General features: G+C 66.6%; 18 protein-coding genes, 2 tRNA genes and 1 pseudogene. 15 read left to right on the top strand and 6 right to left on the bottom strand.

Annotated elements, in window-relative coordinates:
- Nucleotides 1-28: 28 nt before the first annotated feature.
- The 6 genes from gsiB (at nucleotide 29) to ACIPRI_RS11295 (ending at nucleotide 5,853) form a co-directional block, all read left to right on the top strand.
- A complete protein-coding gene (gene gsiB, locus ACIPRI_RS11320) occupies nucleotides 29-1,567 on the top strand; it encodes a glutathione ABC transporter substrate-binding protein GsiB (RefSeq protein WP_446621528.1) in 1,539 nt (512 codons plus the stop codon).
- Between the two features lie 34 nt (nucleotides 1,568-1,601).
- A complete protein-coding gene (gsiC, locus tag ACIPRI_RS11315; RefSeq protein WP_446621527.1) occupies nucleotides 1,602-2,522 on the top strand; it encodes a glutathione ABC transporter permease GsiC in 921 nt (306 codons plus the stop codon).
- Nucleotides 2,519-3,445, top strand: coding sequence for a glutathione ABC transporter permease GsiD (gene gsiD, locus ACIPRI_RS11310; protein WP_446621526.1), 927 nt, complete (start codon nucleotides 2,519-2,521; stop codon nucleotides 3,443-3,445). The genes gsiC and gsiD overlap by 4 nt, the downstream gene beginning before the upstream one ends.
- An 8-nt stretch (nucleotides 3,446-3,453) precedes the next feature.
- Nucleotides 3,454-4,524: a DmpA family aminopeptidase gene (locus tag ACIPRI_RS11305; RefSeq protein WP_446621705.1), complete on the top strand. Its 1,071-nt coding sequence runs from the start codon at nucleotides 3,454-3,456 to the stop codon at nucleotides 4,522-4,524.
- A gap of 18 nt (nucleotides 4,525-4,542) precedes the next feature.
- Nucleotides 4,543-5,364, top strand: a complete 822-nt coding sequence (locus ACIPRI_RS11300; protein ID WP_446621525.1) for a M55 family metallopeptidase — start codon at nucleotides 4,543-4,545, stop codon at nucleotides 5,362-5,364.
- A 117-nt stretch (nucleotides 5,365-5,481) separates the two neighbouring features.
- On the top strand, nucleotides 5,482-5,853 hold the full coding sequence (locus tag ACIPRI_RS11295) for an FHA domain-containing protein (protein WP_446621524.1): 372 nt from the start codon (nucleotides 5,482-5,484) through the stop codon (nucleotides 5,851-5,853).
- Between the two features lie 78 nt (nucleotides 5,854-5,931).
- Here the strand turns inward: ACIPRI_RS11295 and ACIPRI_RS11290 are convergent.
- Nucleotides 5,932-6,258, bottom strand: a pseudogene (locus tag ACIPRI_RS11290) (VOC family protein); the annotation flags it as partial.
- Between the two features lie 151 nt (nucleotides 6,259-6,409).
- Between ACIPRI_RS11290 and ACIPRI_RS11285 the strand changes: the two are divergent.
- Nucleotides 6,410-6,838 (top strand): hypothetical protein, encoded by a 429-nt coding sequence (locus ACIPRI_RS11285; protein ID WP_446621523.1) that lies wholly within the window; start codon nucleotides 6,410-6,412, stop codon nucleotides 6,836-6,838.
- A gap of 30 nt (nucleotides 6,839-6,868) precedes the next feature.
- Nucleotides 6,869-7,555, top strand: coding sequence for a hypothetical protein (locus ACIPRI_RS11280; RefSeq protein ID WP_446621522.1), 687 nt, complete (start codon nucleotides 6,869-6,871; stop codon nucleotides 7,553-7,555).
- Between the two features lie 154 nt (nucleotides 7,556-7,709).
- Here the strand turns inward: ACIPRI_RS11280 and ACIPRI_RS11275 are convergent.
- Together ACIPRI_RS11275 and hrcA are read right to left on the bottom strand one after the other, a co-directional pair.
- Nucleotides 7,710-7,786 (bottom strand) — tRNA-Ile (locus tag ACIPRI_RS11275).
- 24 nt (nucleotides 7,787-7,810) lie between these two features.
- Entirely contained in the window at nucleotides 7,811-8,815 is a 1,005-nt protein-coding gene (hrcA, locus tag ACIPRI_RS11270) for a heat-inducible transcriptional repressor HrcA (RefSeq protein ID WP_446621521.1), read from the bottom strand.
- A gap of 28 nt (nucleotides 8,816-8,843) precedes the next feature.
- Here hrcA and ACIPRI_RS11265 point away from each other — a divergent pair, with 28 nt between their 5' ends.
- The 3 genes from ACIPRI_RS11265 (at nucleotide 8,844) to rapZ (ending at nucleotide 12,424) form a co-directional block, all read left to right on the top strand.
- The gene (locus ACIPRI_RS11265) at nucleotides 8,844-9,752 is read left to right on the top strand and encodes an NAD kinase (RefSeq protein ID WP_446621520.1); all 909 of its coding nucleotides are present in this window, start codon (nucleotides 8,844-8,846) and stop codon (nucleotides 9,750-9,752) included.
- 1 nt (nucleotide 9,753) lies between these two features.
- Complete coding sequence (gene recN, locus ACIPRI_RS11260) at nucleotides 9,754-11,457, top strand: DNA repair protein RecN (RefSeq protein WP_446621519.1); 1,704 nt, start codon at nucleotides 9,754-9,756, stop codon at nucleotides 11,455-11,457.
- Nucleotides 11,458-11,548: 91 nt separating this feature from the next.
- The gene (gene rapZ, locus ACIPRI_RS11255) at nucleotides 11,549-12,424 is read left to right on the top strand and encodes an RNase adapter RapZ (RefSeq protein WP_446621518.1); all 876 of its coding nucleotides are present in this window, start codon (nucleotides 11,549-11,551) and stop codon (nucleotides 12,422-12,424) included.
- Here rapZ and mutY read toward each other — a convergent pair.
- The 3 genes from mutY to mutM all read right to left on the bottom strand — a co-directional run bounded on the left by mutY (nucleotide 12,421) and on the right by mutM (nucleotide 16,426).
- A complete protein-coding gene (gene mutY / locus ACIPRI_RS11250) occupies nucleotides 12,421-13,512 on the bottom strand; it encodes an A/G-specific adenine glycosylase (protein WP_446621517.1) in 1,092 nt (363 codons plus the stop codon). The genes rapZ and mutY overlap by 4 nt on opposite strands.
- A gap of 8 nt (nucleotides 13,513-13,520) precedes the next feature.
- Nucleotides 13,521-15,482, bottom strand: coding sequence for a dynamin family protein (locus ACIPRI_RS11245; RefSeq protein ID WP_446621516.1), 1,962 nt, complete (start codon nucleotides 15,480-15,482; stop codon nucleotides 13,521-13,523).
- A 128-nt stretch (nucleotides 15,483-15,610) separates the two neighbouring features.
- Nucleotides 15,611-16,426 (bottom strand): bifunctional DNA-formamidopyrimidine glycosylase/DNA-(apurinic or apyrimidinic site) lyase, encoded by an 816-nt coding sequence (mutM, locus tag ACIPRI_RS11240; protein ID WP_446621515.1) that lies wholly within the window; start codon nucleotides 16,424-16,426, stop codon nucleotides 15,611-15,613.
- 85 nt (nucleotides 16,427-16,511) lie between these two features.
- On the opposite strand from mutM, the gene ACIPRI_RS11235 reads away from it, so the two are divergent.
- From ACIPRI_RS11235 to ACIPRI_RS11220, 4 genes are all read left to right on the top strand, one after another.
- On the top strand, nucleotides 16,512-18,359 hold the full coding sequence (locus ACIPRI_RS11235; protein WP_446621514.1) for a tetratricopeptide repeat protein: 1,848 nt from the start codon (nucleotides 16,512-16,514) through the stop codon (nucleotides 18,357-18,359).
- Complete coding sequence (locus ACIPRI_RS11230; protein WP_446621513.1) at nucleotides 18,356-18,865, top strand: lipoprotein insertase outer membrane protein LolB; 510 nt, start codon at nucleotides 18,356-18,358, stop codon at nucleotides 18,863-18,865. The genes ACIPRI_RS11235 and ACIPRI_RS11230 overlap by 4 nt, the downstream gene beginning before the upstream one ends.
- A complete protein-coding gene (ispE, locus tag ACIPRI_RS11225; protein WP_446621512.1) occupies nucleotides 18,862-19,746 on the top strand; it encodes a 4-(cytidine 5'-diphospho)-2-C-methyl-D-erythritol kinase in 885 nt (294 codons plus the stop codon). The genes ACIPRI_RS11230 and ispE overlap by 4 nt, the downstream gene beginning before the upstream one ends.
- Before the next feature lie 43 nt (nucleotides 19,747-19,789).
- Nucleotides 19,790-19,866, top strand: a tRNA-Gln gene (locus ACIPRI_RS11220).
- Nucleotides 19,867-19,898 lie beyond the last annotated feature (32 nt).

The raw sequence follows: 19,898 nt of genomic DNA, 5'->3' as shown, positions 1-19,898 counted from the left end.
TCCCTCAAGACGTCAAAGGAGTCTTCACATGAACCAAGGTCTTTCCAAAATCGCGGCCGCCCTCGCGCTCGCCGGCCTGGCCCTGTCGGCGCAGGCCGCCGGCAAGGACCTGGTGGTGGCCGTTCAGTCGACCTTCACCACCACCGATCCCTACGATGCCAACGACACGGTCTCGCAGGCGGTGGCCAAGTCCTTCTATCAGGGCCTGTACGGCTTCGACCACACCATGAAGATGGTGCCGGTGCTGGCCGACAGCTACACGGTCAGCAAGGACGGGCTGGTCTATACCTTCAAGCTCAAGAGCGGCATCAAGTTCCACGACGGCACCGACTTCAACGCCCAGGCGGTGAAGGCCAACTTCGACCGCGTCACCAATCCCGAGAACAAGCTCAAGCGCTACAACCTCTACAAGAACGTCATCAAGACCGAGGCGCTGGACGCGACCACGGTGCGCTTCACGCTCAAGGAGGCTTTCTCGCCCTTCATCAACTCGCTGGCCCATCCGTCTGCCGTGATGATCTCGCCGGCGGCGCTCGCCAAGTACGGCAGCAAGGGCATCGCGCAAAACCCGGTGGGCACCGGCCCCTTCAAGTTCGTCGAGTGGAAATCCACCGACTACCTGAAGGTCGCCAAGTGGGACGGCTACTGGCGCAAGGGCTATCCCAAGATCGACAGCATCACCTGGCGCCCGGTGGTGGACAACAACACCCGCGCGGCCATGATGCAGACCAACGAAGCGCACTTCGCCTTCCCGATGCCGCCCGAGGCCGCGCAAACGCTGACGAGCAAGCCCAGCCTGGAAGTGACCAGCGCGCCCTCGATCATCCATCGCTACCTGTCGATGAACACGCAGCAAAAGCCTTTCGACAACCCGAAGGTGCGTGAGGCCATGAACTACGCGATCAACAAGGAGGCGCTGGCCAAGGTGGCCTTCTCCGGCCATGCCATTCCGGCAGAGGGCGTGCTGCCCAAGGGCGTGGAGTTCGCGACCAAGCTCGGCCCCTGGCCTTACAACCCGGCCAAGGCGAAGGAACTGCTCAAGGAGGCGGGCTATCCGGAGGGCTTCGAGTCGACGCTGTGGTCGGCCTACAACCACACCACGGCCCAGAAGGTCATCCAGTTCGTGCAGCAACAGCTGGCGCAGGTGGGCGTCAAGGTGCAGGTCCGCGCACTGGAAACCGGCCAACGCGTGGAGCTGGTGGAAAGCGCGCAAGACCCGGCCAGCGCGCCGGTGCGCATGTACTACGTGGGCTGGTCGTCCTCCACCGGCGAGGCCGACTGGGCGATGCGCCCGCTGCTGGCCTCGGAGTCCTTCCCGCCGAAGCTCTTCAACACGGCCTACTACAAGAATGCGGAGGTCGACGCCGACATCGCCAAGGCGCTGGTCGTGACCGACTCCGGCGAAAAGGCCAAGCTGTACGCCGATGCGCAGCAGCGCATCTGGAAGGACGCGCCCTGGGTCTTCCTGGTGACCGAAAAACTGCTGTCGGTGCGCGCACGCAACCTGACCGGCTTCTACGTGATCCCGGACGGCAGCTTCAACTTCGACGAAGCCGAGCTCAAGTGATCGTTGCGAAAGAAGAAGCCATGGAGCGCGCGGCATGATCCAGTACGTGCTCAAGCGCCTGCTGGGCCTCGCGCCAACGCTGCTGATCGTCTCGGTGCTGGTGTTCCTGTTCGTCCATATGCTGCCGGGCGATCCGGCGCGACTGGCCGCGGGCGTGGACGCATCGCCCGAGACGGTGGAACTGGTCCGCCAGGACCTCGGCCTGGACAAGCCCTTGCCGCAGCAGTTTCTGAGCTTCTTCGGCAACATGCTGCAAGGCAACTTCGGCAAGTCGCTGCGCACGCAGCGCCCGGTGTCCACCGAGATCGCGGACCGCTTCATGCCCACCCTGCTGCTCACCCTCACCAGCATGGCGTGGGCGGTGGTTTTCGGCATGGCCATCGGCATCACTTCGGCGGTCTACCGAAACCAATGGCCGGACCGGATCGGCATGACGCTCGCTGTGTCGGGCATCTCCTTTCCGGCCTTTGCACTGGGCATGCTGCTGATGCAGATCTTCTCGGTGCAGCTGGGCTGGCTGCCCACGATCGGCGCCGACTCGTGGCGCCACTACATCCTGCCCTCGCTCACGCTGGGCGCGGCGGTGGCGGCCGTGATGGCGCGCTTCACCCGCGCGTCATTCGTCGAGGTGATCCAGGAAGATTTCGTGCGCACCGCGCGCGCCAAGGGCGTGTCGGAAAAATGGGTGGTGCTCAAGCATTGCCTGCGCAACGCGCTGATCCCGGTGGTCACCATGATGGGCCTGCAGTTCGGCTTCCTGCTGGGCGGCTCCATCGTGGTGGAGGCGGTGTTCAACTGGCCCGGACTCGGTCGCCTGCTGGTCGACGCCGTGGAGATGCGCGACTACCCGGTGATCCAGACGCTGGTGCTGCTGTTCTCGCTGGAATTCATCCTGATCAACCTGGTGGTGGACGTGCTGTACGGCTTCATCAACCCGACCATCCGTTTCAAATGAGCACGCCTCCCGCAGACACCCTTTCCGCCGCCGCAACGCAGTCGCAGCAGGAGGCCGACACGTCATCGTCGCGCGTGCGCACGCCCTGGAGCGAGTTCTGGCGCAAGTTCCGCATGCAGCACGTCGCCATGGGCGCGGGCGTGTTCGTGCTGCTGCTGGTGGCAGTCGCCATCCTGGCGCCCTGGATCGTGCCCTACGACGCCGAGAACTTCTTCGATTACGACAGGATCAATGCCGGCCCTTCCGCGGTGCATTGGTTCGGCGTCGACCCCCTGGGCCGCGACATCTTCAGCCGCATCCTGATGGGCGCGCGCATCTCGCTGGCCGCCGGTTTTCTTTCGGTGGCACTGGGCGCCATCGTCGGCACTGCGCTGGGCCTCCTGGCCGGCTACTACGGCGGCTGGTGGGACCGCATCGTGATGCGCATCTCCGACGTGCTGTTCGCCTTCCCGGGCATCCTGCTGGCCCTGGGCGTGGTGGCGATCCTGGGCAGCAGCATGACCAACGTGGTGGTGGCGGTCTCGGTCTTCAGCGTGCCGGCCTTCGCGCGCCTGGTGCGCGGCAACACGCTGGCATTGAAGAACCTCACCTACATCGAGGCCACGCGCAGCATCGGCGCGAGCGACCGCACCATCCTCTTGCGGCACATCCTGCCCGGCACCATCTCATCCATCGTCGTGTACTTCACGATGCGGCTGGGCACATCGATCATCACGGCCGCCAGCCTGAGCTTCCTGGGCATGGGCGCGCAGCCGCCCATGCCCGAATGGGGCGCCATGCTCAACGAAGCACGTGCCGACATGGTCAATGCGCCGCATGTGGCGCTGTTTCCCTCACTGGCCATCTTCTTCACCGTGCTGGCCTTCAACCTGCTCGGCGACGGGCTGCGCGACGCGCTCGATCCGAAGATCGACCGCATCTGACCGTGACCGTGACTGCGACGCCTCCGCGCATCGGCGCATTGCCCTCGGGACCGCATGACGCCATCACCGACGTGGCCGGCGTCACGGTCGGCCATTGCACGCTGGACGAAGGCGCCGTGCAGACCGGCGTGACGGTGCTGCGGCCCCATGCCGGCGACCCCTACCTTCAGCGCGTGCCGGCGGGCGTCGCTGTGCTCAACGGCTTCGGCAAGAGCATCGGGCTCTTGCAGGTGGAGGAGCTGGGCCTCTTGGAAACCCCGATCGCGCTCACCAACACCTTCTCGGTCCCGGCCGTCGCGCAGGCGCAGATCAGCGCGTGCATCGCCGCCAACCCGGAATGCGGGCGCAGCCTGCCCAGCGTCAACCCTCTCGTATTTGAGTGCAACGACGGCTTTCTCAACGACATGCAGCGCATGGCGGTGGGCCAGCAGCACTACCTGGGCGCCCTGGCCGCAGCGGCAGGCGAAGCGGTGGAACAGGGCTCGGTCGGCGCCGGCCGCGGCATGTCCTGCTTCGGGCTCAAAGGCGGCATCGGCAGCGCCTCGCGCCGCGTGCCGGCGCCCGGCAACAACAGCGGCGCAGCGCACACGGTGGGCGCGCTGGTGCTCGCCAACTACGGGCTGCAATCCAACCTGATCCTTGCCGGCCGCCCGGTCGGCGCGCGGCTGGCGGCCCAACGGGCCGAGGCCAAGCCCGCGGCCGAGCCGGAGAAGGGCTCGATCATCATGCTGATCGCCACCGATGCGCCGCTGGACGCGCGCCAGCTGCGCCGCCTGGCCTTGCGTGCCGGCGCCGGCCTGGCGCGCACCGGCTCCGTCTTCGGCCACGGCAGCGGCGACATCGCGCTCGCCTTCTCCACCGCCTACACGGTGCCGCAATTGCGTGATGCGCCGATGCCTGCGCCAACGCTGCTGCACGACGCCCTGCTCGACGGCTTGTTCCAGGCCGCGGCCGACAGCGTGGAGCAGGCCATCCTGCATGCGCTGTGGCGCGCCCAGGCCGTCACGGGGCGCGACGGCCATGTGCGGCCGGCCCTGCGCGACCTGCTGGACAGCGTGGACGCCTTCGCCAACTCGTAGAAGCTCTTTCTCCCCAAAATGAAAATCCTGATCTCCGTCGACATCGAAGGCGTGGCCGGCGTCTTCCATTCGCAGCAGGTGCGCGCCGGCAACCCCGAGTACGAACGGGCCCGCCGGCTGATGACCGAGGAGGCCAACGCCGCCATTGCCGGCGCCTTCGACGGCGGCGCCACCGAGGTCTGGGTGAACGATTCGCACGGCGACTTCCGCAACATGCCGCCGGACCTGCTGGACGAGCGGGCCCAGGTCATTCAGGGCAAGCCGCGCTACCTGAGCATGGTGGCCGGGGTCGAGCTTGGCGTGGATGGGGTCTGCATGGTCGGCTATCACTCGCGCGCCGGCGGGCGCGGCATTCTGGCCCACACGATCAACAGCTTTGCCTTCGCCGGCATCGAGATCAATGGCGAGCCACAGGGCGAGGCCGGCATCTACGGCACGCTGGCCGGAGAGTACGGCGCGCCGGTGCTGATGGCCAGCGGCGACGATGCCTTCATCGCGGAGAACCGGCCACTGTTCCCGCATGCGACTTTCGTGCAGACCAAGCGCGCCACGGGGCAGAACAGCGGCATCTCCCTTTCGCCGGCGCAATCCTGCGCCGCGATCCGTGAAGGGGTGAGCGCGGCCCTGGCCGCCCGCGGGCAGGCCCGGCCGCTGCTGCCGGCCAGGAAGCCCCTGGCCGTCGTGTTGCGCACACAAACGCCCGCCCTGGCCGATCTGTTTTGCCAATGGCCCGCCTTCGAACGCAGCGGGGCCACCGAATTGCGCTTCGACGCCCCCTCGATGGAGGCCGCGGTGCGCATACTCAATTGCTGCTCGGCCATGTCGGCGATGCTGCGCTGAGGGGCTGCCGGCCCGAAGATGAGGCCGAAAGGCCTCTCTTTTCAGACTTTGCCGCTCGTGCTTCGCTTCGTACAGTCTGGCCCTTCCCCGAGACTTACTTCGATTCAGAGCAGCAAGATGCCCAGATTGATCATCCTGACCAAGGACCGCAGCACAAGGCAGGTCTACATCAGCGGCCGCATGACCACCATCGGCCGCCATCACAACAACTCGCTCGTCGTCGACCGCGACCGCGTCAGCCGCCAGCACGCCGTCATCGACTGGAACGGGCAGCAGTTCGCGATCGCGGACGTCGGCAGCCGCAACGGAACCTACGTGAACGGCTTGCGCGTCACGCAGCGCCCCTTGCGCAACGGCGACACCATCACCATCGGCGACTGCAATCTGCGCTTTCTGAACGATGTCAGCACGCCGGAAGAGAAGGCGCTTCGCCTGATCACGATTCCGGGTGTCCTGGTGGATCTGGAACCGGCAGCATTGGCAGCCTGATATCAGGCCGCGCCGAACTGGAAAAGCGCGCCATGCAGGCACGCGCCATGCGCGCGGCGTGATGTCGGCGCACAAGAATGGCAGGTCGTGCCTGGCCTGCCGCGCTGATTGCCATTCGACCCGGACGCCGTCGGGGCGCAAGCGCCCGCCCGGCGCGGTCGTCAGTTCGGTCAGCCCGCGCTGGCGCGCCTGGGCGACCACAGTGTCGATGTTCCGGGGCAGCAGCGCGAAATCGACAAGACCTTCGCCGGCGGCATCCAGCACCCGCCACCAGCGCTCCTGCGGCGACGGGGCGGAATAGGCGATCAGTTCTAGGTAGCTGCCATCTTCGAACACCACCAGCGCGTTGGCCGTGTTGCGTCCCGGATGCTTGCCGCCTTCCACCACGGTGAAGCCCGCCTGGGGGTAGTCGGCAACTGTCTAGGCAAATGCGCTTTCGAGTGCGGGACACGACAAGGCAGAATCCGCGCCACGCGGCCACCCAAGTGCCGCGACAACGAGGGGTCACATGACAGAGGCGATATGGGGGTTCCTTGGCGCCCTCCTGGGCGGAGGCGTGAGCATCCTCACGACGATCATCACGAATCGGAACGCGGCGAAGCTGCACAGCAAGGCGTCTCAGGCCGCGCGGGCAGAGCAACACCGGATTTTTCAGCACGACACGCTGGCCGCGCTGCAAGACACGCTCGATATCCTCCTGAAGGACGCTTTACAGGCAGGCACGCGCAAGAAAGCCAAGACGATCGACCTAATGTTGGGCGCCCTGGGCGCGGGCTACACGCAGACGGAAAGGACCATACTGAAGTTGACGCAGCGCGTGGCCGACGATGCCTTGCGCAGTCAACTCATGTCGATCCTTGAGACGGCAACGATGGCGACCAACACGGAAAGCACGGACGAGTGGAACCACCTGTGCAACGACTTGCTTGGCGCCGTGGGTAGTGCGCAAGAGCAGATAGGTGAGGCGCTGCGCGCTCAGTACTAGGCCCTTGGCTTCAATTGATTGGGAAAGAGCATGAACGAACCGGCGGGCGCTGAGGGCTCGGCAAAGAGGACGTTGGCGGACTTTGCATTCAACCTAATGACCATTCCGATCCGGCTCCGCCACCGCTGGAAGAATCGCAAGAGACTCAGCACTTCCCGCAAGCTTCAAAAGACGTTCAAGAACAACATTGAGAAGGCGCGCACTTACAGGTTGCCCACCTATGAGGGCGTCTTCAATGTGGGGCTCTTCATTGCTATTGCTGAACAAGACTTGAGCACCTATGCCGAGTCCATCTTGCACGGGCGCTCCCAGTGGCATCGAAAGTTCCATGCCCGTGGACTTGCTGTTCTGTTGTATGAGTTGGCTGAAGATTTGCCCGAGCTCTTGGGCAAGAACTATCGCAAGTGGCTGATCGAACTGGGCCTCGGTGATGAGTGGCTTGATCGACTAAATGCCATCACAAAGTCCATAGCTGCTTTCCGTAGAGCGCATGAACCATTCTTGCTCAAGGTGCGCAACTATGTCGGTGCCCACCGCGACCACGACGCATACGCGCAACTTGAAGTGCTGGAAGGCCTTGACGTGCTTGAGGTGTTTGGTCTCGCACCTCTTCTTTCATCCCCGCTCGACCAACTTGTCGTTTTCAACATCGACCTCAACCGCTACCTCAGCAAATACAACGTGATCCTTGCCCAAATGGCACGCGCCGAGCGTTGATCGCTCAAGTTAGTCGGCCGCCTCGGCAACCGCCCTCAATCTGGAGTTGCGCATCCATCTTTGGAAAAGTGGAGGCGGAGTGGAGACGGACTTAAAAACCAAAAAGCCCGCTACCGATTCGATAGCAGGCTTTTCAATAACCACGCGGTGATTTTGGTAGGCCGTGCTGGGCTTGAACCAGCGACCAACGGATTATGAGTCCGCTGCTCTAACCAACTGAGCTAACGGCCCACGTGGGGCGCCATTCTACTTTCGCTACTTTCGGTGGCTGAGCGCGTTGCTCACCAGGCGCGAGGTGATGTCGACGATCTGGATCATGCGCTCGTACGGCATGCGCGTCGGGCCGATCACCCCCAGGGTGCCGACCACCTGGCCGTCGACCTCGTAGTTGGTGGTGACCACCGACAGTTCTTCATAGGGCACGACCTGGCTTTCGCCGCCGATGAAGATGCGCACGCCCTCGCCCTTGCTCGATACGTCCAGGAGGCGCATCAGCTGCGCCTTCTGCTCGAACAGGTCGAAGGCGCGACGCAGGTGGGTCATGTCGCTGGAGAAATCGCTCACCGACAGCAGGTTGCGCTCGCCGGAAATCACCACTTCGTCCTCGGCCTGGCTCAGCGCCTCGGCGCTGACCTGCACCGCGGCCTGCATCAAGGTTGCGATCTCGCTGCGCAGGGTGTCGATCTCGGACTGCAGGCGGTCGCGCACCTGCTCGAGCGTCAGCCCCGAGTAGTGCATGTTGATGTAGTTGGAGGCCTCGACCAGTTCCGACTGGCTGAAGTCGATCTCCGGAAAGATCACCCGGTTCTGCACGTCGCCTTCGGGCGAGACGATGATGACCAACAGGCGCTTTTCCGACAGCCGCAGGAATTCGATGTGGCGGAAGGTGGAGGTGCGGCGCGGCGCCATCACCACGCCGACGAACTGCGACAGGTTCGACAGCATGTTGGCCGCGTTGGCGATCACCTTCTGCGGCTGGTCGGCCGCCAGGGTAGGTGCCGCAATCTCGTCACGCTTGGCGGTCAACATGGTGTCGACGAAAAGACGATAGCCGCGCGCCGTCGGCACGCGGCCGGCCGAGGTGTGGGGGCTGGCGATCAGGCCATGCTCCTCCAGGTCGGACATCACGTTGCGGATGGTTGCCGGCGACAGTTCCAGCCCCGGCACGCGAGACAATGTGCGCGAACCCACGGGCTGGCCGTCGGCGATGTACCGTTCCACCAGGGTCTTGAGCAAGAGACGTGCGCGATCGTCCAGCATTTGATGATTTTAATGTTGTAATTTGTACATGACCCCCCGCTTCCGGCACGTTGCGCTCATCGGTAAATACCAGCAAAGCGGTGTGCGCGCGCAATCCAGCGCTCCGGACGAGATGCTCGACAGCATCGGCCTGTTCCTGCAGGCCCGGGGTTGCCAAGTGTCGGTGCAAAAAGGCGAGGACGACGACGCGGACGGCGCCGAGCCGCCCGGCCGCTACCCGGCCCTCAGCGTCGAAGAAATCGGCCAGCAGTGCGACCTGGGCCTGGTGGTGGGCGGCGACGGCACCATGCTGGGCATCGGCCGGCAGCTGGCGCCCTTCGGCGTGCCGCTGATCGGCATCAACCGCGGGCGCCTGGGTTTCATCACCGACATCCCGCTGGACAACTACCAGTCGACCCTGGTGCCCATGCTGGCTGGTGAGTACGAACAAGAGCGCCGCGGCCTGATGCACGGCCAGGTGCTGCGCGACGGCCAGATCGTGTTCGAGGCGCTTGCCATGAACGACGTGGTGGTCAACCGCGGCGCCACGTCCGGCATGGTGGAGTTGCGCGTGTCGGTGGGCAGCCATTTCGTGGCCAACCAGCGCGCCGACGGCCTGATCATCGCCACGCCCACCGGCTCCACCGCCTACGCGCTGTCGGCCGGGGGGCCGCTTCTGCATCCGGCCGTCTCGGGCTGGGTGCTGGTGCCGATCGCGCCGCACACCTTGTCGAACCGGCCGATTCTTCTGCCGGACGACGAGGAAGTCACCATCGAACTGGTGGCCGGCCGCGACGCCAGCGCCAGTTTCGACATGCAATCGCTGGCCACTCTGGCGCACGGCGATCAGATCGTGGTGCGGCGCTCCGGCCTGAACGTGTGCTTCCTGCACCCCAAGGGCTGGAGCTACTTCGACACGCTGCGCAAAAAACTGCATTGGAACGAGGGGGGTTCCTGACTTGGCTCTGCGAAGGATCACTCTGCGCGATTTCGTCATCGTGCGCTCGCTGGACATCGACCTGTCGTCCGGCTTCACCGTGCTCACCGGCGAGACCGGTGCCGGCAAATCCATCCTGATCGACGCGCTGCAACTGGCGCTGGGCAGCCGCGCCGACCCCGGTTCCGTGCGTGAGGGCGCCCAGCGCCTGGACGTGAGCGCCGAGTTCGACGCCGCGCCATCGCTCGACGCCTGGCTGGACGAAGGCGGCTTCGAATCAGCAGCCGCCGGCGACGCCCTGCTGCTGCGCCGCACCGTCGATGTGCAAGGCCGCAGCCGCGGCTGGATCAACGGCAGCCCGGCCACCGCGGCACAGTTGCGCGAGCTGGGCGAGCGCCTGCTCGACATCCACGGCCAGCACGCCTGGCAAAGCCTGACCCGGCCCGACTCGGTGCGCGGCCTGCTCGATGCCTATGCCGGCGCGCGCCAGGACACGCTCGAAGCGCCCTGGCAGGCCTGGCGGCAGGCCGTCGCCGCCCTGGATGCCGCACGCAGCGCCCAGGATTCGCTGCAGCGCGAACGCGAGCGCCTTCAGTGGCAGATCGCCGAAGTCGCCAAGCTCGCGCCTGGCGCCGACGAATGGGAAGAGCTTTCCACCAGCCATTCGCGCATCTCCAACGCCCAGGCGCTGATCGACGCGGCCGAGGGTGCCCGCCTGGCCATCGAGGATGACGACCAGGGCGCGCTCAGCGCACTGAATCGCGCCTTGGCCCTGCTGCAGGACTGCGAGCACATCGAGCCGCAATTCAAGGCGCTCGGCGACGTGCTGGCCTCCAGCGTGGCGCAGGCCGCCGACGCGGCCCACAGCCTGCACGGCTACCTGCGGCATACCGAAACCGACCCGCAGCGCCTGGCCGAGCTCGACGAGCGCATGGGCCTGTGGATGTCGCTGGCGCGCCGCTACCGCCGTCCACCTGAAGAGTTGCCGGTGCTGCTGGCCGGCTGGCAGGAAGAGCTGAAGGCACTGGATGCGGCGAGCGACCTCGAATCGCTGGAGCGCGCCGAAAAAGCGGCCTTGCAAGCCTATATGAAGGAGGCGCGCGCCCTGGGCAAGGCGCGCCAGGCCGCGGCGCCGCGGCTGGCCAAGGCGATCACGGAAGCGATGCAGGGCCTGGGCATGAAGGGCGGCCAGTTCGAGGTGGCACTCGCGCCGCTGGCGCAGCCCAGCCGTTTCGGCCTGGAAGACATCGGCTTTCTGGTCAGCGGCCATGCCGGCAGCACGCCGCGCCCGATCGGCAAGGTGGCGTCGGGCGGCGAGCTGTCGCGCATCGCGCTGGCCATCGCGGTCACCACCAGCCAGCTCGGCGAAGCGCAGGCACTTATCTTCGACGAGGTCGATTCCGGCGTGGGCGGCGCCGTGGCCGAGACGGTCGGCCGCTTGATGCAGCAGCTGGGCCGCGACCGCCAGGTGCTGGCCGTGACCCACCTGCCGCAGGTGGCGGCCTGCGCCGACCATCACCTCCTGGTGTCCAAGCGGCAGTCGCAGGACGAAGCTGCCGCCGGCCCGCGCACCGAAAGCAGCGTGGTGCTGCTGGAAGACGGCACGCGCGACCAGGAAATTGCCCGCATGCTGGGCGGCGAACGCGTGTCTCAGACCACACTGGCCCATGCGCGCGAAATGCTCGGCCGAAAGCCGGCGGCGCCGGTCAAGGCGGTCCGAGCATGAGCCCCCGCCCGGCCGCTCCGAAGGGGGCTCGCACCGCAGTGCGCAGCACGAAGGTTGCCTTATGAGCGCAGCGGGAAATAGCGAACCATCGATGAGCCTCGAAGTCGTCCTCATCACCGGGATGTCCGGTTCGGGCAAGTCAGTCGCGCTGCACGCGCTGGAAGACGCCGGCTACTACTGCGTCGACAACCTGCCGCCCGAGCTGCTCTCGGCATTCATCGCGCTGGAGCGCCAGCAGCAGGCGCGGCGCGTGGCCATTGCGATGGACGTGCGCAGCGGCGTTTCTTTTCCGCTCATTCCGCAGCAGCTGGAGGCGCTGCGCCAGGAAGGCGTGTCGCTGCACTCGCTCTTTCTCGATGCCACAACCGACGCGCTGGTGCGGCGCTTTTCCGAGACCCGGCGCCGGCATCCGCTGTCGCGCCAGGAGGGCGATGTCGATGCGCCCGAGCGGCACCGCGCCCTGGTGCAGGCCATCGAGCTGGAGCGCGAGCTGCTGGCCGATCTGCGCGAGGGCGCCGACATCATCGACACCAGCATCATCCGTCCGGCGCAGCTGCAAAGCTACATCAAGGACCTGATCGCGGCGCCGCAAAGCGCGCTGACCCTGGTGTTCGAATCCTTCGCCTTCAAGCGGGGGATTCCGCTGGATGCCGACTATGTGTTCGACGTGCGCATGCTGCCCAATCCGCACTACGTGCCGGCGCTGCGCCCGCTTACCGGCCGCGACTCGCCGGTGATCGATTGGCTGCGCCAGCACGACGAGGTGCTGCGCATGTACGACGACATCGAGGGCTTTCTCGGCCGCTGGCTCGATGCGCTGGCGCGCGACCACCGCAGCTATGTCACGGTGGCGATCGGCTGCACCGGCGGGCAGCATCGCTCGGTATTCCTGGTCGAGCAGTTGACGCGCACTTTCGAAAAGCGCTGGGCGGCGCTCAAGCGGCATCGCGAGCTCAGCGAGCTCTAATCCAATTCTTGAAGGAGCTTGCGCACGGGCGCCGGCAGCCCCAGGCCAGGCCAGGCCTGCGCGTCGAACCAGGCGCCGTGCGGCGAGATTCGCGCGCCCTCCTGCGTCGTCCAGCCCACCGGGTGCAGATGCAGATCCTTGTGCGTCAGCACGTGCACGAAGGCTGGCGCGTCGTGCAGCTCGCTTTCTTTGTGATGCGCAGGCAGGGCCGCCAGCAGCGCCTGCCGGTCGTCGAAGCAGGGCAGGCAATACAAGCCGGCCCAGATGCCGGAGGCCGGCCGCTTTTCCAGCCAGACGCGGCCCGCAGCATCGCGCGCGACCAGCATCCACAGCGCCGCTGCACTGCGCTTGAGCTTGCGCGTCTTGACCGGAAAGCGCTCCGGCTCGCCGCGCGCGTGGGCGGCGCAATCCGCAGCGGCCGGGCACGCGCCGCAATCGGGCTTGCGCGGCGTGCACACGGTGGCGCCCAGGTCCATCAGGCCCTGGGTATAGGCCGTCATCTCGGGCTTGCTTGCGGCAGGTGGCAGCAGCTGCGTGGCGATGTCCCACAGCGCGCGTTCGTTGGCGCTGCTGGCCAGGTCGGCCTCGAAGCCGATGTAGCGCGTCAGCACCCGCTTGACGTTGCCGTCCAGGATCGCCACGCGCTCGCCAAAGCAGAAGGCCGCAATCGCCGCTGCCGTCGAGCGCCCGATGCCAGGCAGGCTTTGCAGCGCTTCAGCCGTGCGCGGAAACTCGCCGCCAAAGCGCGCCACCACCTCCTGCGCGCAGCGATGCATGTTGCGCGCGCGGCTGTAGTAGCCCAGGCCGCTCCACAGCGCCAGCACCTCGTCCTCGGTGGCGGCGGCGAGGTCGGCCACTGCGGGAAAGCGCGCCAGAAAGCGGGCGAAGTAGGCGAGCACGGTGCTGACCTGCGTCTGCTGCAGCATCACTTCCGACAGCCAGACGCGATAGGGGTCGCGCGTGTTCTGCCAGGGCAGCTCGCTGCGGCCGTGGCTGCGCTGCCAGCGCACGACCTGCGCGGCGAAAAAGCCTGCATTGGCGAGATAGGGAACCGGCGCCGCCTCGCGCAGCGGCGCTACTGCAGCCATGGTCTTGCTCAAGCGACGGCGCGCAGGTCCGGTCGACCGCCGAATTCGCCGGACTCCTGGCTGGTCAGGAGCATGCTCAGCTCTTGCAGGCGTTCGCCAAGCTGCTTGAGCGAAGCCTCCTGCATGGCAATCTCGGCCAGCCGTTCGTCGAGCCCGCCGGCGGCGCTCTGGATGCGCTCCACCGCCTCGATGCGCCGGCCGAAGTTGCGGCGGCGTTCCTTGAGCTGTGCGTCGAGCTGGGCGCCGGCGCCCTTGCTCCAGCGCTCGACCTCGGTCATGGCGGCTTCGTTGACCACCCTCAGCCGGCTGGCCAGGGCCCGCACCAGCTTGTCGCAAAACTCGGGCTGCGCCAGCTTGAGCATGTTGCCCACGCCCAGGTACTGGATGTGGCTCTGCTCGATCTGGCTGAGCTGCTTGACGAAGCCCGTCAGGTCCGGCTCGGCGGGCGCCAGCAGGGTGAAGCCGTGCTCGGCATTAAGCTGGCGGAAGGTGGCGTTGAGCATGGCCTGGATCTCGGCCGTGGTCTCCTGCACCTCGCGCAGGTTGCCGCGCAGCGCATCGAAGGTGGCGCCATAGACCTTGCGCACATTGAGCTTGATGCCAGGGCGCTTGAGCGCCGCCGCCAGCCGCGCCATGTCGGCCTTGAGCGCCGTGCTGCCCAGCACCGCATACACCTCGCGCAGCAGCTTGCTCTGCACCGAGCGCAAGGCCAGGATGCGGGCGTTGCTGCTTTCGAATTCGGATTGCTCGCCCTCGATGCGCGTGCGCATGTGGCGGATCACGCTCGAGTTCTTGCCGCGCAGGCCCTGCAGTTCCAGCGCCTGCTCCGACAGGTCCCGTGCGCGCACCTTCAGGATGCGCTCGGCCTCGGCGCGCAGGGACGTGATGCCGGTGTTGATGGCCAGGCGCAGCACTGTTTCGCGCTTGCCCAGCAGGCCTTCGCCCAGCACCGCCTCCAGCGCCGGCAGGCGGCTGGCCTGCAGCAGCGGCGCGTCACGCCGGATCTTGGCCTGCAAGCCTTTTTGCGCGGACACCGGCAGCACGTGCTCCAGCGGCACGTCCAGCACCTTGGCCGAAGCCCTGCACTGGCGGTCGATCTGCTTGTCGACTTCCGCCGGGCTGTTCAGGATGTCCCACAGCGTGTCGATCTTGTTGAGCACCACGATGCGGGTGTCATTGACGTCGCCTTCGGTGATCAGGTGCTCGCGCCAGATCGACAGGTCGGAGCGCGTCACGCCGGTATCGGCGCCCAGGATGAACACCACGGCATGGGCCTGCGGGATGAGGCTCACCGTCAGTTCGGGCTCGGCGCCGATGGCGTTCAGGCCCGGCGTGTCGAGGATGACGAGGCCCTGCTCCAACAGCGGATGCGGCATGTTGAGCACCGCATGGCGCCAGCGCGGAATCTCGACCCGGCCGTGGGCATCGGGCGCGGGGTTGTCGTCGGGGCTGTCGTCGCTCCAGAAGCCCAGCCTGCGTGCTTCTTCCAGCGGCACCCAATCGACCTCGGCCACCTTGTGCATGGTCTGGGCCAGCGCCTCGGCGTCGCGCACGTCGATCGGGAATTCGGCCCAGCGCTCTTTTTCCTCCCGCCAATGCGTCAGCGAGTGCGGCTCCATCCGGGTCTCGATGGGCAACAGCCGCAGGCCCGGCACCAGCGCCGGGTCGTAGCCCAACTCGGTCGGGCACATGGTGGTGCGGCCAGCGCTGGCGGGCATGATGCGGCGGCCATAGCCGGCGAAGAAGATCGCGTTGATCAGCTCCGACTTCCCGCGCGAAAACTCGGCGACAAAAGCCACCATGACCTTGCTGGTGCGCATCTGCGCCTCCAGCTCGCGCAGGCGCTCGCCGACTGCCGCGTCGAGCAGGTCGTTCTCGCGCAGCCATCCAGTCAGCCATTTGAGCCGATGGGCGAAGTTGCGCCGCCAGGCACCGTGCTGGTCGAATTGCTGATTGAAGGAGCGGGTCAAGGGGTCGAGAATGTAAACATCGACTTACAAAATATAGCACCCGCCCCTGCTGCAAGGGCCCTCAATCGCACCGCCAGTCTGGTTTCGTTGTGCGCATGCCCAAATGGCAGGGGCCGCCCGGCAAGCGCTTAGTACTTTTGGCAGCGTGGGCAGTAGTAGGTGGAGCGTTGGCCCTGGCGCAACTGGCGGATCGGGGTCGCGCAAATGCGGCAGGGCTCACCGGCGCGACCATAAACCATGGCTTCCAACTGGAAATAACCGCTCTGGCCGTCGACGTTGGAAAAATCGCGCAAGGTGCTGCCGCCCCGCTCCACCGCGCGCGCCAGGATGCTTTGCACCGCCTCGCGCAGGAGCGCCGCCCGGGGTCGGCTGATGCGCGCGGCCGCCAGTGTGGGACGGATGCCGGCGGCAAACAGCGCCTCGGACGCATAGATATTGCCGACGCCGACCACCAGGTCGCCGGCCAGCAGCACCTGCTTGATGGGCGCCTGCCGACGCCGCAGGCCTGCATGGAAGACATCCAGGTCGAAGCCATCGCCCAGCGGCTCCACGCCCAGGCCGCCCAGGAGTTTGCGCGCGCCGGGCGCCGCCTCTCCCTCGGCATAGACCACGGCGCCGAAGCGGCGCGGATCGTTCAGGCGCAGGGTGCCGCGGCTGGTGACCAGGTCGAAATGGTCGTGCTTGCCGGGCTCGGGCATCTGGTCGGCAAAGCGCAGGCTCCCCGACATGCCCAGGTGCAGCAGCAGCAGGCCAGGCTCCAGGTCGAGCAGCAGGTACTTGCCGCGCCGGCGCACGGCCTGCACCCAGCGGCCGGCCAGCGCGGCCGGATCGATGCCCAGGCCCCAGCGCAAGGGCTTGCCCAGGCGCACCGCCTGGACCTGGGCGCCTGCAATCCGATCGGCAAATCCGAGGCGGGTGACTTCGACTTCGGGTAGTTCTGGCATGAATTACGTTGTGGGCAGCGAGGCCGTCGAAGCCGGATGGGCCCCTTGCAAACGTCGCCAAAGATGCTTGGATTATTATGGTCCGATGACCCTTCCGCCCCGCCGACTCCGCCTTGCGGCGGCCGCGTTGCTCGCTCTCAGCGCATGCGCCTGCGCGTCCATCGACAAGGCGCCGCAAGCCGACTCTCCTCCTGCCACTACACCCCCTGCTGCAGTCGCTCCGCCCCCCGCGCCGGCCGCCGCCGCGGCTGCGCCCGCCGCCAGTCCGCCCAAGCCCCCAGCCGAGTCCCAGGCAGTGCCTTCGGCCATGACGGCCCAAGTGTTCTACGAAGTGCTGCTGGGCGAGCTGAACCTGCGTTCCGGCGACCCGGGCACCGGCTATGCGCTGATGCTCGATTCGGCGCGCCGCACGCGCGATGCGCAATTGTTCCAGCGCGCCACCGAGATCGCCCTGCAGTCGCGCTCCGGCGAGGCCGCATTGACGGCAGCTCGCCTTTGGAAGCAGACCCTGCCCGATTCACGCGACGCGCGCCGGCTCGAGCTGCAGATCCTGATCGCCCTCAACCGCATCGGCGAAACCACCGAGCCGCTGCGCGCCGAGGTCGCCGCCACGCCGCAAATCGAGCGCCCGGTGCTGATGAACGTCATTGCCCGCAACTATTCGCGCGCCACCGACAAGAAGCTGGCCGCGTCAGTGGTCGAGCAGGCGCTGGCGGACGAGCTGAAAACGCCGGCGACGGCGGCGCCCGCCTGGGCCGCCATCGGCCGCGTGCGCCTGGCTGGCGGCGACATGGCAGGCGCGCTGGACGCCGCCAGCAAGGGCCTGGCGGCTGCGCCCGCCGAAGAAGCGCCGGCCGTGCTGGCGCTGGACCTGGTGGATGCCGACCAGCCGCAAGCCGAGGCTCTGCTCAAGCGCTACCTGGACGGCCCCAAGGCCGCTGCCGAAGTGCGCCTGGGCTACGCCCGCGTGCTGGCCCAGGACCGCCGCTATGCCGAATCGAGCAGCCAGCTGTCGATCCTGACCCGCCAGCAACCCGCTTTGCCCGAGCCCTGGCTGCTGCTGGGCACCTTGCAAGCGCAAGCCAAGCAGGACGCCGCCTCGGAAAGCTCGGTCAAGCGCTACATCGAGCTTTCGAAAAGCCAGCGTGATGTGGAAGAACGCAGCCGCGGCCTGACGCAGGCCTACTTCGTTCTCTCGCAGATCGCGGAGCGGCGCAAGGACTACCCTGCCGCCGAAGCCTGGCTGGCCAAAGTCGACAGCACGGAAGACCTCACGGCCACGCAATTGCGCCGCGCCACCTTGCTGGCGCGCCAGGGCAGGCTGGCCCAGGGGCGCGAACTGATCCAAGCCCTGCCTGCGAGCTCGGCCGACCAGCGGCGCCAGAAGCTGCTGGCCGAGGTGCAGCTGCTGCGCGACACCAAGAACTACCAGGATGCCTACGACCTGCTGGTACAGGCCAGCGATGCCGCTCCGAACGACGCCGACCTGATCTACGACCAGGCGATGGTGGCCGAGAAGCTCAACCGCATGGACGAGATGGAGCGCCTGCTGCGCCAGCTGATCGTCATGAAGCCCGACAACCAGAACGCCTACAACGCACTGGGCTACTCGCTGGCCGATCGCAAGGTGCGGCTGGAAGAAGCGCGCACCCTGATCCTGAAGGCCGTGCAACTGGCACCGGATGACCCCTTCATCGCCGACAGCCTGGGCTGGGTCGAATTCCGCATGGGCAACACCCAGGAGGCCTCGCGCATCCTGGAGGCGGCCTACAAGCAGCGGCCCGACGCGGAGATCGGCGCGCACCTGGGCGAAGTGCTGTGGGTCAGCGGCCAACGCGATCGCGCCTTGTCGATCTGGAAAGAATCGGTGGCCGCCGATGCCGACAACGAAACCTTGCAGGAAACGCTCAAACGCCTGCGCGTGAAGCCGTGACGAGCCGGAGGCTGGCGCTGGCAGCGGGGGCGGCCGCGCTGCTGGCCGTACTGAGCGGCTGTGCCAGCGTTGGCAGCGGCGCCTCGGCGGCGGCGCCGGATTTAACGGCCAGCCGCTGGAGCGGACGCATGTCGCTGCGCGTGGACAGCGCGCCGCCGCAAAGCTTCTCGGCTTTCTTCGACCTGCGCGGCAATTCGCGCGCCGGCGAATTGCAGCTCACCAGCCCGATCGGCAGCACCCTGGGCCTGGCGCGTTGGACGCCGGGCGAGGCGGTGCTGCAAAACGGCGCGGACATCCGGCGCTTCGACTCGGTCGAGGCGCTGATCGAAGCGGCCACCGGCGCTGCCATTCCGCTGGACGCCCTGTTCGGCTGGCTCGACGGGCGCGACGAGCCGGTGCCCGGCTGGAAGGCCGACCTGAGCCAGGTCGGCGCCGGGCGCCTGCAGGCCACCCGCCAGGCGCCGCCGCCGGGCGCCGAGCTGCGCATCGTGTTCGAGCGGCCATGAAAGCCATCTACGACCTGCCAGCACCGGCCAAGCTCAACCTCTTCCTGCACATCACCGGCCGGCGCCCGGACGGCTACCACCTGCTGCAATCGGTCTTCATGCTGATCGATTGGTGCGACACCTTGCATGTGGAGTTGCGAAGCGACGGCGAGCTCTCGCGCGAAGACCTGACGACCCCACTGCCGGCCGATGACCTGGTGCTGCGGGCTGCACGCGCGCTGCAGGCGCTTGCACCGGGCGGGCTCGGTGCCCATATCGGTGTTGCCAAGCGCATTCCGGCCCAGGCCGGCATGGGCGGCGGCTCCTCGGACGCCGCCACTTGCCTCTTGGCGCTCAATCGCCTTTGGCAGTTGAACCTGCCTCTTGCCAAGCTGGAGGACATCGGCCTGGCGCTGGGCGCCGACGTGCCCTTCTTCCTGCGTGGGCACAATGCCTGGGTGGAAGGCATCGGCGAGCAAATCACGCCGATCGAGCTGCGCGCTGCCGATGTGGTGGTCGTCAAGCCGGACCAGGGCTTGGACACGAAATCAATTTTTGTTGCACCGGATCTTGAGCGCGCTACAACGCCTGCTATAATCTCTGGCTTTGCTGCATGCGGTGCACAAGGAGTCGAGCAAATGTTCGATTTCGGGCGCAACGACCTGCAGCCGGTTGCACAGAGGCTTTGCCCCTCGGTCACCCAAGCCATCGAATGGCTGGGCGCCAAGGGACTCAAACCCAGGATGACCGGTTCGGGTAGCGCTGTGTTCGCTGCGGCAAGATTGCAAGAAGCGAACTTGTCCTTGGACTTGTCCGATGTGCCGCAAGGCTGGTCGGTTCGTCAATGCAGAAATTTGTCGGTCCACCCCCTGGCCGGGTGGGCAGACAGCGACAATTCATAGGTCGCCGGTTGCTGCCCTTCGGGGTGTTTCCGGAGTCCCGTGTAGGGGAGTCGCCAAGCTGGTTAAGGCACTGGATTTTGATTCCAGCATGCAAAGGTTCGAATCCTTTCTCCCCTGCCAAATTTCTCTGATCAAGACCACCGACGGCCCGA

The sequence above is a fragment of the Variovorax sp. LARHSF232 genome (assembly GCF_052871435.1).
The sequence above is the reverse complement of the archived record's forward strand: the minus strand, read 5'-3'. Positions and strand labels throughout refer to the sequence as shown.